The following is a 16,286-nucleotide window of genomic DNA, read 5'->3' on the forward strand; positions in this document are numbered from 1 at the left end:
TGTTCCCCATCGGGCTGGCTGCCGTTGAGCTGTGGTTCTTTTCGCGGTCGGCGGATATCTTCTATCTGCTTGTCGCCCTCCCCATATTCGGTTTAGGGATATGGGGCTTGGTCGTAGGGATAAAAGAACTCAAACGGCAGCGCACATGACCTACGCGCCCAACGGTGAAGCCGCCTCGGCGCTGCCGGAGCTGCCGGAGGGGATGCGCTGGGTGGTGCTGGTAGACAAACGGCAGATCGCGGTGATGCTGTTGAAGAATGAGATGGCGGTCGCTTCTGCGACCGAGAGCCTGGAGCGAGACACCGAACTCGACTATGCCTACCAACACCTGGACGCGGTGGAGCAAGTGTGTCGCCGTTTGGCGGCCGAGGCGCTGCACCAGTGGGGTTTTCTTCATGGTTTGAAAAACAAGCTCGGACCGGACATCGACGTGCGTATGAGGATCGTCGACTGGAATCGCTAACCACATCCGCGAATCGGGAGCACCAGCAGGTGCGTCGAAAACGATTGTTATTGGAACACTTTCAGCGTTCTGGTGCGACGTGCGCCGATACGCTACCAGCAGTGTGCCAGAACCAAGTGCGGTGGGACACCCTGCCCCCGCAGATGCGAGTGGCGCGCACCCAGCCTCCCTGGCCAGGCGCAGCCGCCGCGGCGGTCGGCCCCGTGGGCTGAGCGGTGACGGGGTGTCTGGGTGCGCCAGAATCCCCTGGATAGGGGCGGGGCCAGATTTGAGATACGACGAGCCAGCTGCGAGGCCCAGGGCAAACAGCCCCGACGGTAGGTGAGCCAACGGGCCGTCCATCAAATCGGCGAAGGTGGTCTAGATGATGGCGTGTTTGCGGTGGGTCAGATCGGCCTCGGTGGGGGGCAGGGTGGAGTTGGTCAGAAACGGGTGATAGCGCCACACCGGGAGCAACGCGTCGGGGTAGCGGGTGTTTTGACCCGGCGCACCACCAGCCGGGCAGTGACCCGGCCATGCCCGCGCACGCTGAGGGTGTAGGGGGTTTCGGCGACCTCGGCCTCGGAGATCAGCGCGCCGGTGTGGGGGTCGTGCACGGCGCCCGGGTAGTGCACCGAGGTGAACGCGGCCTCGTCGATGGCCTCGATCGCGGCGCTGACCCGACTGTTACGGCTGAGGGTCAGCGAGAATTCGATCTGCTCATCCAGGCAAGCGCCGATCATCTTTTTGGTGCCAAACGCCGTATCGGCGCGGGCCATGATCGCCGCGTTCGGGTCGATCACACGAGCGGTGGCGATCGCTTGTTTGAGCTGGCGGGCCGCACCACGGCTGGAGCCGGTCTTGTCGCTGCGCAGCCACGCCTGGGCGATCACCGGCGCCGCACCCGGCACCGACAGCGTGGTGATCAGCGGGGACAGTCCCCGCCGCGGCAGCGCGCGTCCGGCGATCTTGGCGTGCCCGAACGAGGCGCCTTGTTTGTGGTGCCCGTAGACCGGGCGCAACAGCGAGTCGATGTCTACAAACATCCGCTCGTGGCTGCGGGCAAAAGCGGTGTGCGGGCCGCGAGGGCGATCAGATGCTCGCGGGCCACCGCAGCGATCTGGTTGGCGTGCCCGAAGCTGACCTCGCGCAGGAAGATCCCCACCGTCGAGGGGGCATACACCTCGTGAAACACCCGGCGTGTGCCGCCGGCGCGCAGCACGCCCGCATCATCGATGCTGTCCGCCCCGCACATCATGCCCGCGATGATCGTGGTCAGCTTGCCGGCCGGATTCACCGCGCCCGAAGCCACCCTCGTGGACGGCAGCCTGACGTGCTCGCCGATCAACCGCGAAAGGCCGGTCTGCTCAGCCAATTCCAGCACCGGCACCAAACCCGCCGCCGACACCAAATTCTCTTCGTCGAACACCGCCGACTCGACGCTGAACGTATGCGATGAGTGCACTGAAAATGCCTTCCGACGCACCGACAATCGCGACCTATCAATCACGATTGCCCCAGTCCAGAAGGCATTTTCGTTGTTTACACGCCGATCACCCCGCAGGTTGTTCCACGGATTCAGGCTTAGGGTCACAGCCGGCCGCCTGAATGCAGTCAGTCGAATCCACCCGGCCTCCACCATGTCGGCGTACTCCATCCCGGACGGCAGAGGTGCTAGTACAAGAGCCCACGGTTTGACCCCGTTGAACCGATGCAACGGGTTGTCGAAGTCGTAAACACCGACACGGCTTGAGATTTGAGCAACGAGTATGCCGCCGTCGTACTCAACTGAGGTGGGTGGCCGGCATGGGGCAGAAAAGCGTGGTGGACGGTGTCGCTGAGCATGGTGATCTCGTCGTTGAGCTGGGCGCGGGAACCCGCCTCGATGGAGATGGCGTGCGCGATCAGGCGGCCCTGCCCGCTTCGTTCCGATCCGGCGACGTAGGTGACGTAGGTGCTGTGCTGCGCCCAGATCGGTAGCCCGGCTGCGGCGAGATACCCGTTGGCGCGCACCGCGATCACGCCGGGTATCGCCGGCGCGGCCAAGGCGGCGCGATGGGCGCCGGCCGCTTCCGGCCTTGCAGGGCGCGGCCGGCGGTGTCGCGCACGACATCGAGGAGGGGCGGGCCTGCGGCACCCTCAGGCGTTCTCGGCGATCCAGGTGGTGGTAAAACGCTGCTCGGCGATCAGCAGCTCGACGAGCTGGCTGCCGATCAGATTCTCGATCCTGCCGCCGACCAGCGGCACCCGAACCTCCACGGTGGCCCGAAATGTCAACCGGGCGCCACCGGAGCCGCTGACCGGAGCCAGCACCCCCGTCCCGGTAAGGCCCACCGGGAGATTCGGGATGGACCCGGCGACGGTGACGTTAGCGACGCCGTCGATGACCGGGCTCCATCTCTCGTCGCGCCGGATACACAGATCCCCGCGATGCAACTGGGTGACCAACGGGGGAAGCCGGTCGCCGCGCAGCACCTGCACGGTGACCACGTCGATGCTGCCGTCGCCCCCGATCTGCATCGACGCCAGGGTCGCTTCGTCGGCCCCGGAATTGGCCAGCCGGGCTAGCCAGTAGTCCTCGTCGCTGAAGGTGCGATGAACCTGTTCGACGGTGCCCCCATAGTCGGCGGACATGTCGAATGAGCGCGGCATAGCAGGTCAGGCTACCGTTACGGCTCATGGGGCAGGGTGGCGCGGCAACGCTGTTCGCCGGGGCGCACGTGGCCGAGAATGTGCCGCTGGCCCCCCTGACCACGTTGCGGATCGGCCCTGCGGCGCGGCGTGTCATCACGTGCACCGCTACCGAGCAGGTGGTCGCGGTGTTGCGTCAGCTGGACGCCCAGCGGTGCCGACCGCTGCTGGTGTTGGCCGGCGGCTCCAACGTGGTGATCTCCGAAACCCTGACCGACCTGACCGTGGTGCGGCTGGCCAACACCAGAATCAGCATCGACGGCAACATCCTGCGTGCGGAGGCCGGCGCGGTCTGGGACGACGTCGTCGTCGCCGCCGTCGAACACGGCCTCGGCGGACTGGAATGCCTGTCCGGCATCCCCGGCTCGGCCGGTGCCACCCCGGTGCAGAACGTGGGCGCCTATGGTGTGGAAGTGGCCGACGCCATCACCGGGGTGCGGCTGCTGGACCGGCGCAGCGGCGAGCTGCGCTGGGTTTCGCCGTCCGAGTTGGGCTTTGGCTACCGCACCAGCGTGCTCAAGCATGCCGGCGGCGACGGGCTGCGGGCGCCCATCGTGGTCTTGGAGGTGGAATTCACGCTGGACGCGTCCGGCCGCAGCGCGCCGCTGCGCTATGACGAGCTGGTCGCCGCGCTGGACGCGACGACCGGCCAGCGCGCCGACCCGGCAACCGTCCGAGAGGCGGTGCTGGCCCTGCGCGCGCGCAAGGGCATGGTGCTCGATGCGGCCGACCACGACACCTGGAGCGTGGGGTCGTTTTTCACCAACCCGGTCGTGACGCCGGCCGTTTACCGGCGTCTGGTGAGCCAGTGCGGCGGCCCGGTGCCGCACTGGCCGGCGCCGGACGGCGTCAAACTGGCGGCGGGCTGGCTGGTGGAGCGGGCCGGCTTCGGCAAAGGCTACCCGGGCACCGGCAGCGCTCCCTGCCGGCTGTCGACCAAGCATGCGCTGGCGCTGACGAACCGCGGCAGGGCCACCGCCGCCGACGTGGTGGCCCTCGCCCGCACGGTGCGCGACGGAGTGCGCGACGTGTTTGGAATCACGCTGCAACCCGAGCCCGTGCTGGTGGGCTGCGTGTTGTAGCTGTTGATTTCCGGGCCAGCGCGTTCGGCCCGGTATCTTTGTCTGTCGTGAACACCGCCAGCGGCCCATTGCCGATCTGCCGGCGCCGGGCGTTGTGGGCGCTGGCGGTGGGGGTGTTCGCACCGAACGCGCTGGCCGCCTGTGTCGGCAAACCCAGCAAACATGCGGCGGCGCCACCGCCACCACCGGTGCCCAGGGTGACGTTCCGGCCGGCCGTCGGCACCCCGGCCGCCGAGAACGTGGCGCCCACCGCACCGGTCAGCGTCGAGGTCAGCGACGGCGTCTTCCAGCACGTGGCCTTGACCAATCCCAACGGCAAGGTGGTAGCCGGGACGTTCAACCAGGATCGCACCGTCTACACGATCACCGAGCCGCTGGGCTACGGCGCCGTCTACACCTGGAGCGGTTCGGTGATCGGCCGTGACGGCCGGGCGGTGGCGGTCGACGGCCGGCTTACCACCCTGACGCCCAAAAAGGTGGTCAATGGCCGGTTCCAGCTCGCCGACGGCCAGACCGTCGGCGTGGCGGCCCCGATCATCATCCAGTTCGACTCGCCGATCGCCGACAAAGCCGCCGTCGAACGGGCGCTCACCGTCACCACCGACCCGCCCGTCGAGGGCAGCTGGGCATGGCTGCCCGACGAGGCGCAGGGCTCGCGGGTGCACTGGCGAAGCCGCGAGTACTACCCCGCGGGCGCCAAAGTCACCGTCGACGCCAAGCTCTACGGGCTCGCGTTCGGCGACGGCGCCTACGGCAAGCAGGATATGAGCCTGAACTTCCAGGTCGGCCGGCGCCAGGTGGTCAAGGCCGAGGTCACCTCGCACCGCATCCAGGTCGTTCGCGACGAGGGGGTGGTCATGGATTTTCCCTGTAGCTACGGGGAGGCCGACAAGCCCCGCAACGTCACCCGCAACGGCATCCACGTGGTCACCGAGAAATACGCCGACTTTTACATGTCCAACCCCGCCGCCGGCTACAGCAACGTCCACGAGCGCTGGGCGGTGAGGATTTCCAACAACGGCGAATTCATCCACGCCAACCCCGCCAGCGCCGGCGCGCAGGGCAACACCAACGTCACCAACGGCTGTATCAATTTGTCCACGGCCGACGCCGAGCAGTACTACAACAGCGCGCTTTACGGCGACCCCGTGGAGGTGACCGGCAGCTCGATCCAGCTGTCCTACGCCGACGGGGATATCTGGGACTGGGCGGTGGACTGGGACACCTGGAAGTCGATGTCGGCGCTGGCGGGCGAGGGGCCCAAGCCCGCTAAGCCCATCCCGGTCACCGCGCCCATCACCCCGCCCGGCGCGCCCACGTTATCGGGCACACCCACCACGTCGGCCCGCACGCCTAGCGCGCGACCCGGCGGGTAGCCGAGGCTTGGTCGCGCGGCCGGATGACGATCTGGTCCAGGTTGACGTGAGATGGGCGGCTGGCCACGAATCCGATTACCTCGGCGATGTCGGCGGCCACCAGCGGGGTCATTCCCGCATACACCGCGTCGGCTCGCCGCTGGTCGCCGTCGAAGCGCACCAGGGAGAATTCCGTGTGCACCATGCCCGGCGCAATCTCGGTGAGCCGCACGGGTTTTCCCAATAACTCACCGCGCAGGGTGCGGTGCAGCGCGCTTTGGGCGTGCTTGGCCGAGGTGTAGCCCGAGCCGCCGTCGTAGATCTCGAACGCCGCGATCGAGGTGACCGTCACGATCAGCCCGTCGCCGGAGGCGATCAACTTGGGCAACAGCGCCCGGGTGACCCGCAGCGTGCCCAGCACGTTGGTCTCCCACATCCAGCGCCAGTGGTCCAGGTCGGCCTCGGCGACCGGTTCCAGGCCCTTGGCGCCCCCGGCGTTGTTGACCAGCACGTCGACCCGGCTCAATCCGCTTGCCAGTGCTTCCACAGCGGCACCGTCTGTGACGTCGGTCACCACGGCGGTTCCGCCGATCTCATCGGCCAACGCCGTGATCCGCTCCGCCCGGCGCGCCACCGCGACCACGTGAAAACCCTGCTCGGCAAGGGTTCTCGCGGTTGCTTCGCCAATGCCGGAGCTGGCCCCGGTGACCACCGCGATGCGTTCGCGCGGCTGCGGTGCTGGCGTTGTCATCTCACCAACTCTAGCCAAGCGTGCTAGATTCCCTCGCGTGTACCTGAGCGCCTTGCTCGGCCTGTGTCCGATCGCGGACCGCGTGTGTTGTTGCCGCGCGGTCTGCCCTGCCTGAGCCAAGCCCCGCGCCGGGGTGGCCGGGCCTGTTGTCGGAACCCAGGAACTCGGACAAGGACACCCATGCGCTCAACGACACTCACCAACACCAACCACTTCACCCATCGCGGCGGGGGCGGGAATCGGCGACCACGTTCGCACCACCGGGTCGTCGAGCCGTCGCTGCATCTGTCGGACACCGCCGCGGCGTCGGTCTTCCGGGCCGTGCGGCTGCACGGTCCGGTCGGCCGTGACGCCATCGCCGATGCCACGTCGCTGAGCGTCGCGACGGTGAACCGGCAGGTCAATGCGCTGCTGGAGGCCGGCCTGCTGCGCGAGCGCGCCGACCTTGCGGTCACCGGGGCGATCGGGCGCCCACGGGTGCCCGTCGAGGTCAATCACGAACCGTTCCTGACGCTGGGCCTGCACATCGGGGCACGAAGCACCAGCATCGTGGCCACCGACCTACTCGGCCGTGCGCTTGACGTGGCCGAGGCGCCAACCCCGCGCAGCGCCCAGGGGCCCGCGTTGGCGTCACTGGCCGACACCGCCCGTCGATACCTGCGGCGCTGGCGTCGGCGCCGGCCGCTGTGGGTGGGGGTCGCGATCGGCGGAGTGGTCCACGGCGCCAGCGGCCACATCGACCATCCCCGGCTGGGCTGGCGGCAGGCACCGGTCGGGCCGGTGCTGGCCAACGCGCTGGGCCTGCCGGTGTCGGTGGCGTCGGCGGTGCATGCCATGGCCGGGGCGGAGTTGCTGCTCGGGCGGCGGCCGGCACCCAGCCCGTCGAGCGGTCTTTACGTCTACGCCCGCGAAACCGTGGGCTATGCCCTGGTGATCGGCGGCAGGGTGCACAGCCCGGCCGGCGGTCCCGGCACCATGGCCACCCTGCCCGCGGCCTCGGAGCTGCTGGGCGGTTCCGGGCAGCTGGAGTCCACCGTCAGCGATGAGGCGGTGCTGGCCGCGGCGCGGCGGCTGCGTATCCTGCCTGACGGCCGCACACCCGGGCCCCGGCCCGCCATCGCCGAGCTGCTGCATGCCGCCCGCAACGGCAACCAGCTGGCCAACGACCTGCTGGCGGAGCGGGCTCGTGTGCTCGGTGAGGCCGTCGCGCTGCTGCGGGACCTTCTCAATCCTGAGGATCTGGTGGTTGGCGGCCAGGCGTTCACGGAATACCCGGAGGGGATGGCGCAGGTGAAAGCCGCGTTCGCCGCCCGCTCGGTGCTGCCGCCGCGGGAGATCAGGGTGACCGTGTTCGGCAACCGGGTGCAGGAGGCGGGTGCGGGAATCGTGTCGCTGGACGGGCTCTACGCCGATCCGCTGGGCGCGATGCGGCGCGCCGGCGCGCTCGGGACACCGCTGCGGGCGCTTGACGGCCCGGCGCGGAGACCGTTGACGTGACGTGAGTGCGCCGCGGGCACCGTGGCGGGCCCTGCCAAGATGGCGGTGTGCATATCGACATTTCTCGCCTTGATGCTTGCGGCCTTGATCCAGCCGGGTTGAGCGACCCGCGCCGGGTGGCAGTGTTGTCGGTGCACACCTCACCGCTGGCCCAGCCGGGTGTCGGCGACGCCGGCGGCATGAACGTCTACGTGCTGCAGACCGCGCTGCACCTGGCCCGGCGGGGCATCGAGGTGGAGATCTTCACCCGGGCCACCGCATCGACCGATCCGCCGACCGTGCAGGTGGCGCCGGGGGTGCTGGTGCGTAACGTGGTCGCCGGGCCTTTCGAAGGTCTCGACAAATACGACCTGCCTACCCAGCTGTGCGCGTTCGCCGCGGGGGTGTTGCGTGCCGAAGCCGCGCACGAACCCGGCTATTACGACATCGTGCACTCGCACTACTGGCTCTCCGGCCAGGTCGGTTGGCTGGCGCGGGACCGCTGGGCGGTCCCGCTGGTGCACACCGCGCACACCCTGGCGGCGGTGAAAAACGCGGCGCTGGCCGACGGAGACACCCCCGAGCCACCATTGCGCACGGTCGGCGAGCAGCAGGTCGTCGACGAGGCCGACCGGCTGATCGTCAACACCGCCGAGGAAGCCGCGCAACTGGTTTCGCTGCACAGTGCCGATCCCGCCAGGATCGACGTGGCCCACCCGGGGGTCGACCTCGAGGTGTTTCATCCCGGGGATCGCCGTGCTGCCCGGGCGGCTTTGGGACTGCCGCCGGATCGGCACGTGGTGGTCTTCGTCGGGCGCATCCAGCCGCTGAAGGCGCCCGACATTGTGCTGCGAGCGGCTGCCAGACTGGCGCGGGTGCACATCGTGGTGGCCGGCGGACCGTCGGGCAGCGGCCGCGTCGCCCCAGACGGGCTGGCTCGGCTGGCCGAGGAGCTGGGTATCGCCGCACGGGTGACATTCCTGCCGCCGCAGTCCCGCGAAGATCTCGCCACCCTGTTTCGGGCCGCCGACCTGGTTGCCGTGCCCAGCTATTCGGAGTCCTTCGGTCTGGTGGCGGTGGAGGCCCAGGCGTGCGGGACGCCGGTGGTAGCCGCCGCGGTGGGCGGGCTGCCGGTGGTGGTGCGTGACGGGGTCAGCGGCATGCTGGTGTCCGGCCATGACGTCGGCAGGTGGGCTGCTGCCATCGAGGAGTTGCTGCGGCTGGGTTCCGGGCCGCGGGGATGGGCGATGAGCCGCTCGGCGGCCACGCACGCAGCGGCGTTTTCCTGGGAGAACACCGTCGACGCGTTGCTGGCCAGCTACCGGCGCGCGATCGCCGATTTCACCGGCCGACGTCAGCGCCGGGTGCGAGACCTGGCATTGGCACGCAAATCCCGGCGCTGGGCGGCCCATCGGGAGGTGGGGGCGTGACGCTCTGCGCCGACGACGATGATCCCGGCGGAGCCGGGGTCGAGGAGTGGCGCCGATGACCCGCGACGACGATGAACCCGGCGGAGCCGGGGTCGAGGAGTGGCGCCGATGACCCGCGCCGACGACGATGAACCCGGCGGAGCCGGGGTCGAGGAGTGGCGCCGATGACATCAGCTGTGCAGCGGGCTATCGAGGAAGCGTTGCAGGCCAGTGGGCTGGCCTACTCGCGGCACCGGGGCGCCCACGGGGGGCCACCGGGATTGATCGTGGAGTTACCCGGCGAGCGCAAGCTCAAAACCAACACGATCCTCAGTATCGGTGAGCACTCGGTGCGCATCGAGGCGTTCGTGTGCCGTAAACCCGACGAGAACCACGAGGGTGTTTACCGGTTTCTGCTCAACCGCAACCGCCGTCTTTACGGTGTCGCCTACACGCTGGACAATGTCGGCGACATCTACCTGGTGGGCCGCATGTCGTTGGCCTCGGTCAACGCCGCCGAGATCGACCGGGTGCTCGGCCAAGTGCTGGAAGCGGTGGACTCGGATTTCAACACGTTGCTGGAGTTGGGTTTTCGCTCGTCGATCCAAAAGGAGTGGGAGTGGCGGGTGTCCCGCGGCGCGTCGCTGAAGAACCTTCGGGCGTTCGCCCACCTGATCGACGAGGAGGACCGCTCGGCAACGATGCGGGCCGCCAAACGATCGGAGGAGGGCGGCAATCAGATTTGAGCCCGCGAGGGGCCACCAGGACCGCGCCCAAGTGGTTTGAGTTAGCGTCCGCCCGCCCTGCGTTCATGAGCCTATCGGTGTAGCTGACAGATTCGATTGGCGCTGAGGCGGTTTCGGTGCTGATTTTCGGATTCATTGCGGGCAATAGTATTGGTGAGTATTGGTGGACGGCGCGCCGATTTGCGCAGATCGGTCAGCAGCCGCGCCCCGCCCGGGGCGTGGTGAACTCGCGCCATCCGGCGCTGGCGCGATCGAGCACCGCCCACACCACCGTCGACGACACGCGATGGTCGGGCCAGGGCCGCACCGCCGCCGTGGCAGGAGCCATGAGCCGAACCCTTTACCCCGGACTTGGATTGGCTTACCGGATCACAGCGTGCGGGTGTCACCGCTCGCCGGAAACACCAGCGCCGACCTTGCCGATCAACTTTGACGTTCGAGTAATCAACGTGATACGGGGCCGACGGAACGCTGTGAATTGCGCGAAAGACGTTGCCAGATCTTGGTTCTTGCTGATAAACGCGGCCAGGATCGCGGCGTCTTCTAGCCCCTGGCAGCCGCCTTGGCCTAGGTGCGGACGCATCGGATGCGCTGCGTCGCCCACGAGTACGACCGGTTTGAAGCATCCCCGGTTTCATGCACACCTGGTTACGTGTGACCGGTGTGCTTTCCGGCCTGGAGTCGAGCGTAGTGCTCGGCCTCGGCTTCCGCGGGCGGGATGCGGCCCAGGCGGTGCATCAGCCTGCGGTCGTTGTACTTATGCGGGTGATCGAGTCAAGTAGGGCGGTCACGAGGCGGTGGTATCGAGGCGGTCGAGGATGTCGTCGAAGATCTTCTGGCGGCCGAGTTGGCCCTTGTTGGCGGCATCGTCGCGCTGACGTTGCAGCGTGGGCCGGAACTCGAGGGTGGTAACGAAGAAGCTGCAGGATTCGCAGATGGACTCGAAGTGGCAGTCCATCTCGACCGGTCGTGCGCAGTAGCCGTTGCCCAGCATGCGGCGGTGCATCTCGTTGCGCAGTTTGCGCATTTCGCGGCCTTCGTCGTCGCCGGCGAGTTGATTGGGCTGGGCGTAGAGTAGTTCCACTTTCTCGGTGACGGCGAAGTACTCCTCGGCGACGGTCTTATCAGCAGTTCGTGCGTAAACCATTGTCATGGCTAAGGTTTTGTGTTTGATATACGGGTGATATTCGGCGTGTCTGCCGTGATCCAGCGGGGCTGACGCGGATGCTGGCGGCGGGAGGTTGTCGTGTTCATGCCGTGCCTGGTTCGTCACCATCGTGGGGCGGAACTGGTCGCGATCACCCTGGGGCATTCGCTGCTGGATGACTACCTGGCCTTCGTTGCGGCGCGAGCCCGGACCAACACATGGCTGGCGGTGGCGTCGGATTTGAAGATCTTCTTCGGTGTAGTTGCCAAGCAACCGGCTCAGGTGAACGCCGCAGATGTCTTCGCGTTCTTGGCTTCTCAACGCACTGCCCGCTTGGGCGAGCAGGTGGTGCGGTTGGAGGACGGCGAGCCAGGGTTGGCGTCGCGCACGATCGCCCGCCGGTTGTCCAGGGTGCGTGGCCTGTATGCCTACCTCGCGGCCCGCGGTGATACCGGCGTCACCTGCAACCCCGTCCCGACAAGCCTGGCGGCGCGTCGCCCCGGTGCTCGGCGCGGCAAGGGCGGCGTGCCGTTGATCCGCACCCCGCGCACGCTGCCCCGGGTGCTGGCGCCAAGCGAGGTCGACGCGTTGCGGGCGGCGCTGCGCACCCACCGCGACCGGGCCATGGTCGAGGCGATGCTGCTGGGTGGTCTGCGACGCTGTGAGGTGCTGGGACTGCGCCTCGACGATGTCAACACCGGCGAGCGGCGGGTGTTCGTGGCCGAAGGCAAGGGCGGTCGGCAGCGGATGGTGCCGGTATCGGCGCGGTTCTTCGCATCGCTGGGGGACTATCTGGATCAGGAGCGCCCGCAGACGTCGACCGATCGAGTGTTCGTGGTGTTGAAGGGATCCCGGCGTGGCGAGCCGTTGTCGGCTGCCGGTCTGGACGAGATCCTCGAGGGTGCGCGCGGTCGCGCCGGGCTGACCCAGGCGACGTGCCATCAGCTGCGGCACACCTGTTTCACCCGGCTGCGGGAGGCGGGGATGGCGCTGGAGGCGATCCAGGCTCAGGCCGGCCACGCATCGATCGACTCGACCCGCATCTATCTGCATCTGGCCAACGACTGGCTGGAACGGGAGTACCTGCGGGCCGCCGAGGCGATCGAGGCGCAGGTCGTCGCGTCCGGTGAGGCGGCCGAGAAATGAACCGGTCACCGGCACCTCGCCCCGACATCGAGGAGCTCGTCGAGGCGTATAGGGCCGACCTCGTTGCGGCCAGGATGTTCGCGGGACACCCGGTGACCTCGGTGGCCCGCACGTTCTTCACCCGCGTGGGTGTGGCGGGCTGGTCTGCGTTGCCGCTGGCAACCCAGTGCGCTTTGCCGCTGAAGGATCGACGGGTGGTCGGTTGGCTGATCGTGACGGGACGGCTGCGGCCCAGCCCGGACTATCTCGTGGCGTGCCGGCCCTACCTCGGCGAAGTCGCCGCTCACCATCACCGCAGGTTCCACCAACGGTTCGTGGCGACCTCCACTGAGCTCGGGTTCGGTCCCGTCGTGACCCGCCTGCAGTGGTCCGCCCTGGCCAAGGTGGCCGCGCTGGCCGGGCTGACTCCCGAGAAGCTGACCCAGCCGGTGATCGATACGCAGCGAAAAGCGTTGATCAGCGCGATAACTCGCCACCGACCCGGCAGCCACGGCGCCAAGGCACTGAGCGCGGCGCTGTTCGGTGCGCAGACCACCCTGTTCCACCTCGGCGTCCTGGACACCGCGCCCCGCAAGACCAGCCCAAACCGCTCGGCTGAACGGGCCGCCCAGTGGGCGGCGGTCCCGCCGCGGCTGGCGGCCACCCTGACCGGTTACATCGCCCAGACACGGCTGTCGCTGCGGGCGTCGACGATGGTGCGCGTCGAAGGCGTGCTGCGGGAGTTCGCCGGTTGGCTGGCCGCGAACGCCCCCGAGGTGGTCTGCGTCGCCGACCTGCGTCGGACACACATCGAGGCCTACAAGCTGCACCTGAGCACCCGGCCCTCGGCCCGCGGTGGGCGGTTGTCCAAGATCAGTCTCGCCGAACACCTCGGTACCCTGCGCACCTGCTTCGACCGGCTCACCGAATGGTGCGGCGACGACATTCCCGCCCGCGTGCTCATGTTCACCGGCGACCTGCCGCTGCGCGACGACCCGCTGCCCCGCTTCCTCGACGACGCCGCGTTCACCAAGCTGCTGCAGGCCGCGCGCACCGCTGATGATCCGTTCGTTCGACTGTGTGTGGAGTTTCTGGCCCGCACTGGGCTGCGCAAGGGCGAATTCCTCGATCTCACAGTTGATTCCGTGGTGCAGATCGGGGCGGCATACTGGTTGCACGTGCCGCTGGGGAAACTGCGCACCGACCGCTACATCCCCTTGCACCCCCAACTCAAGGACCTCCTCGACGCCTGGATCGCCAACCGACCCACCAGCTTGCGCAGCCCCTACCTGTTTATCGAATACGGCCAACGCATCGGCGAGGGCCGCGTCGATCGGGCAGTCGCTGAAGCCGCGAAAGCGGCTGGCATCGGCCGTGTTTCGCCGCATCGTCTCAGGCATACCTTGGCGACCCAGGCGATCAACCGCGGCATGTCCCTGGAAGCGCTGGCCGCGCTGTTGGGCCACCGATCTATGCGTATGACGCTCGTTTACGCCCGAATCGCCGATCGCACTGTCGCCGACGAATACTTCTCCGTCAGTGAAAAAGTCGAAGCCCTCTACGATCAGCCGCGCGCACTTCCCGCCGACGCCGAAGGCGCTGAAATGCGCAAGCTCCGTGCCGAGATGCACCGCCGCATGCTCGGCAACGGCTACTGCGCCCGACCCGTCGGCCTGGACTGCCACTTCGAATCCATCTGCGAATCCTGCACTTTCTTCCAGACCACCATCGAATTCCGCCCGACTCTGCAGGCTCAACGCGACGACGCCGCCGAGAAAGGACAACTCGGCCGCCAGAAAGTGTTCGACGGACTGCTCGCCCGCCTCGACGATGCCGCCTCCTGACCGCACCCACTTGACAAGATCACCCGCATAATGTCCGAGCAGCGCTGCGATCGCATCCAGGCTCATGCCCCGATTCACCGCCTGGGTGGCTAGCGTGTGTCGCAGCTGATGCGCGGTGACGTTGCCGATGCCGGCCGCGCCGGCGACGCGGCGCAACGCCGAAGTGACGCGGTGATGGCTAATCGGCCTTCTGTGTTCGATCAGAAGGTGATTGGTGCGCAACCCATTGGGTCTATGGTTGGCGATCCAGTCATCAAGGAGTTCTTTGAGCTGTGGGTGCAGCGGGATGTAGCGGTCGTTGTGCAACTTGCCGATCGGGATGCGCAGCCAGTAGGCGGATCCGATCTGCACGACGGCGTCGACGGTGAGGGCCAGCAGCTCGCTGCGGCGTATCCCGGTGCGGGCAAGCAATTCAACGATCAGCCGAGACAGCGGATCGGCGTCGCTGCGGGTGGCGCGCAGCAGCTTGGCTGCTGCGGCGTCGTCGAGGAACCGCGGCAACGGCTTGTCGATGATGGGCAGATCGCCGGGGAACATCAGTGTCCTGGTCGGCGCGTCCGGGTAGCCCCATTCGGCGATTCGGGTGAGAAAGCAGTGCAGGTTGATCAGCGTGTTCTTGATGCTGACCCGGTTGAGCGGCTTGCCGGTGGATGGCCTGGGGTGCGTGCACAGCCACGCCTTGAATGCCTCGATGTGTTCGCGCCGGAGATCAGCGCAGCCGGTGACGTCGGGGTGGGTGTCGGCCAGCCAGACTGCGAATCGGCGCAGGTCCAGGTCTATGTGTCGGACGGTGCTCGGTCGCAGACTCAGCGCGACTTGTGTGAGGTATCGCTGCGCGGTTTCGACAAACTTTATTGGCGCCGTGTCCCATCCGGTGTCCGAGGATTGGTGTTGCACCGCCGGTGGGCGCAGCGTAGAAATCTGGCCAGCGTGGAAGGGCGTCAGCCGCAGGCGGTGAAGAACCGCGGCCACGTTCTTGCCCGCGGTGGGCTTGCCGCGGCGAGCATAGGAGGTGAGCATCGCCACACGGGCGGCGTCGAAATGCTCGTCGGTGATCGCGCGCGGTGACACACCAGTGATGGCAGTAACCTTCGCCAGGATGTTCCACTGCGCCGCGGTGTCCCTAGCCGAAACGCCGATGCGAGAACAGGCTTCGTTGAACCAGTGGTAGTCGGCGGGACAAAACGACCGCGCCGGCAGGCCCGGCCGCAGGTCGGTGCGGCTGAGCAGCTCGGCGTCCACGGTGATGCGGCCAGTGACCATCAGCCAGGTGCCTGCATCGCTTGCGCATCGATCGCCTCGACCGCTCGCCGGTATTCGCCGGCGAGCCAGTCGTTGGCCAAGTGCAAGTAAATGCGGGTCGATTCCAGCGAGCGGTGCCCGGCCTGGGCCTGGATCGCCTCCAGCGCCATCCCGGCCTCACGCAGCCGGGTAAAACAGGTGTGCCGCAGTTGATGACAGGTCAGGTGCTCGATGCCGGCTCGACGCCGAGCACCAGCGATGATCTCATCGAGCCCGGCCGCGCTGAGCGGCCGACCCCGACGTTGGCCCTTGAGCACCACGAACACGTGATCGGTTGACGCGGTATGCGGCCGCTCCGCCTCCAGGTAACTGGCCAAAGTGGTGAAAAAGCGCGGTGACACCGGCACGATGCGCTGGTGACCGCCCTTGCCGTCGGCGATGAACAACCGCTTCTCACCGGGACGCACGTCACCCAGCCGCAGCCCGAGCACCTCGCACCGACGCAGCCCACCCAGCAGCATCGCCTGTACCATCGCCCGGTCCCGGTGGGTGCGTAGCGCCCTCATCAAGGCGTCGGCCTGGTCGGAGTCGATCACCCGCGGCAGGGTTCGCGGGGTGCGAATCAACGGCACGCCACGTACCACCCGACTCGGAGTCCGCGTCGACAATCCCTGCGGCACTGGATTTCTAGAAACAACGCCACGAATGATCAGATACTCGAACAGCCCGGCGACTGAGGCCAGCCGCCGCTTGATCGTGCGCGCCGACAGCCCGGCCTCACCGTCGTCAATCCGCACCACTTCCGCGCCACGCCTCGGCTGGCGCTGGGCGGCGATGAATGACAACACGTCGGCATCGGTGACCTCCTCTGGCGTCTTGGCGACCTCAGTGAAGAAAACATTCAGATCGAACGCGGCAGCCAGCACCGTGTTCGGGCGCGCCCGGGCTGCGACCATCCCCAAATAGTCGTCGACCA

The 16,286-nt window shown here is 67.7% G+C and carries 14 protein-coding genes and 3 pseudogenes; 8 read left to right on the forward strand and 9 right to left on the reverse strand.

What is annotated here, in order from left to right; all coding sequences use genetic code 11:
• Nucleotides 1-145: 145 nt before the first annotated feature.
• On the forward strand, nt 146-463 hold the full coding sequence (locus tag MSM1_RS09400) for a hypothetical protein (RefSeq protein ID WP_213441180.1): 318 nt from the start codon (nt 146-148) through the stop codon (nt 461-463).
• Nucleotides 464-541: 78 nt separating this feature from the next.
• Here the strand turns inward: MSM1_RS09400 and MSM1_RS22935 are convergent.
• The 3 genes and pseudogenes from MSM1_RS22935 to MSM1_RS09420 all read right to left on the reverse strand — a co-directional run.
• Nucleotides 542-1,907, reverse strand: a pseudogene (locus tag MSM1_RS22935) (IS1380 family transposase); the annotation flags it as partial.
• A 209-nt stretch (nt 1,908-2,116) separates the two neighbouring features.
• Nucleotides 2,117-2,488 carry a hypothetical protein gene (locus tag MSM1_RS09415; RefSeq protein ID WP_213441183.1) on the reverse strand — a complete coding sequence of 124 codons (372 nt, stop codon included), beginning with the start codon at nt 2,486-2,488 and terminating at the stop codon, nt 2,117-2,119.
• Nucleotides 2,489-2,581: 93 nt separating this feature from the next.
• A complete protein-coding gene (locus MSM1_RS09420) occupies nt 2,582-3,094 on the reverse strand; it encodes a DUF2505 domain-containing protein (RefSeq protein ID WP_213441184.1) in 513 nt (170 codons plus the stop codon).
• A gap of 26 nt (nt 3,095-3,120) precedes the next feature.
• Here MSM1_RS09420 and MSM1_RS09425 point away from each other — a divergent pair, with 26 nt between their 5' ends.
• Together MSM1_RS09425 and MSM1_RS09430 are read left to right on the forward strand one after the other, a co-directional pair.
• A complete protein-coding gene (locus tag MSM1_RS09425; RefSeq protein WP_213441185.1) occupies nt 3,121-4,215 on the forward strand; it encodes a UDP-N-acetylmuramate dehydrogenase in 1,095 nt (364 codons plus the stop codon).
• The gene (locus MSM1_RS09430; RefSeq protein WP_213441658.1) at nt 4,203-5,591 is read left to right on the forward strand and encodes an Ig-like domain-containing protein; all 1,389 of its coding nucleotides are present in this window, start codon (nt 4,203-4,205) and stop codon (nt 5,589-5,591) included. The genes MSM1_RS09425 and MSM1_RS09430 overlap by 13 nt, the downstream gene beginning before the upstream one ends.
• Here the strand turns inward: MSM1_RS09430 and MSM1_RS09435 are convergent.
• The gene (locus MSM1_RS09435; RefSeq protein ID WP_213441186.1) at nt 5,569-6,321 is read right to left on the reverse strand and encodes an SDR family NAD(P)-dependent oxidoreductase; all 753 of its coding nucleotides are present in this window, start codon (nt 6,319-6,321) and stop codon (nt 5,569-5,571) included. The genes MSM1_RS09430 and MSM1_RS09435 overlap by 23 nt on opposite strands.
• Nucleotides 6,322-6,501: 180 nt before the next feature.
• Here MSM1_RS09435 and MSM1_RS09440 point away from each other — a divergent pair, with 180 nt between their 5' ends.
• From MSM1_RS09440 to MSM1_RS09450, 3 genes are all read left to right on the forward strand, one after another.
• Nucleotides 6,502-7,818, forward strand: a complete 1,317-nt coding sequence (locus MSM1_RS09440) for an ROK family transcriptional regulator (RefSeq protein ID WP_213441187.1) — start codon at nt 6,502-6,504, stop codon at nt 7,816-7,818.
• Between the two features lie 47 nt (nt 7,819-7,865).
• On the forward strand, nt 7,866-9,227 hold the full coding sequence (gene mshA / locus MSM1_RS09445; RefSeq protein ID WP_307857316.1) for a D-inositol-3-phosphate glycosyltransferase: 1,362 nt from the start codon (nt 7,866-7,868) through the stop codon (nt 9,225-9,227).
• A gap of 164 nt (nt 9,228-9,391) precedes the next feature.
• A complete protein-coding gene (locus MSM1_RS09450) occupies nt 9,392-9,952 on the forward strand; it encodes a YbjN domain-containing protein (RefSeq protein ID WP_213441189.1) in 561 nt (186 codons plus the stop codon).
• A 193-nt stretch (nt 9,953-10,145) separates the two neighbouring features.
• Here the strand turns inward: MSM1_RS09450 and MSM1_RS22420 are convergent, their stop codons facing one another.
• The 3 genes and pseudogenes from MSM1_RS22420 to MSM1_RS09455 all read right to left on the reverse strand — a co-directional run bounded on the left by MSM1_RS22420 (nt 10,146) and on the right by MSM1_RS09455 (nt 11,105).
• Nucleotides 10,146-10,280 carry a hypothetical protein gene (locus MSM1_RS22420; RefSeq protein ID WP_282100828.1) on the reverse strand — a complete coding sequence of 45 codons (135 nt, stop codon included), beginning with the start codon at nt 10,278-10,280 and terminating at the stop codon, nt 10,146-10,148.
• 84 nt (nt 10,281-10,364) lie between these two features.
• Nucleotides 10,365-10,568, reverse strand: a pseudogene (locus MSM1_RS21750) (FAD-dependent monooxygenase); the annotation flags it as partial.
• 171 nt (nt 10,569-10,739) lie between these two features.
• Nucleotides 10,740-11,105 carry a hypothetical protein gene (locus MSM1_RS09455; RefSeq protein WP_236054835.1) on the reverse strand — a complete coding sequence of 122 codons (366 nt, stop codon included), beginning with the start codon at nt 11,103-11,105 and terminating at the stop codon, nt 10,740-10,742.
• Between the two features lie 99 nt (nt 11,106-11,204).
• Here MSM1_RS09455 and MSM1_RS09460 point away from each other — a divergent pair, with 99 nt between their 5' ends.
• Together MSM1_RS09460 and MSM1_RS09465 are read left to right on the forward strand one after the other, a co-directional pair.
• Entirely contained in the window at nt 11,205-12,245 is a 1,041-nt protein-coding gene (locus MSM1_RS09460; protein WP_213441190.1) for a tyrosine-type recombinase/integrase, read from the forward strand.
• Nucleotides 12,242-14,068 carry a site-specific integrase gene (locus MSM1_RS09465; protein ID WP_213441017.1) on the forward strand — a complete coding sequence of 609 codons (1,827 nt, stop codon included), beginning with the start codon at nt 12,242-12,244 and terminating at the stop codon, nt 14,066-14,068. Before MSM1_RS09460 ends, MSM1_RS09465 begins: the two co-directional genes overlap by 4 nt.
• A gap of 87 nt (nt 14,069-14,155) precedes the next feature.
• Here MSM1_RS09465 and MSM1_RS22695 read toward each other — a convergent pair.
• Both MSM1_RS22695 and MSM1_RS09475 read right to left on the reverse strand, forming a co-directional pair.
• Nucleotides 14,156-15,331: pseudogene (locus MSM1_RS22695) on the reverse strand (tyrosine-type recombinase/integrase); the annotation flags it as partial.
• Nucleotides 15,331-16,266, reverse strand: a complete 936-nt coding sequence (locus tag MSM1_RS09475) for a tyrosine-type recombinase/integrase (protein WP_236054838.1) — start codon at nt 16,264-16,266, stop codon at nt 15,331-15,333. The pseudogene MSM1_RS22695 and the gene MSM1_RS09475, both read right to left, overlap by 1 nt.
• Between the last annotated feature and the right edge of the window lie 20 nt (nt 16,267-16,286).

This window comes from Mycobacterium sp. SM1 (genome assembly GCF_018361265.1).
In the GTDB taxonomy this organism is placed as follows: Bacteria; Actinomycetota; Actinomycetes; order Mycobacteriales; family Mycobacteriaceae; genus Mycobacterium.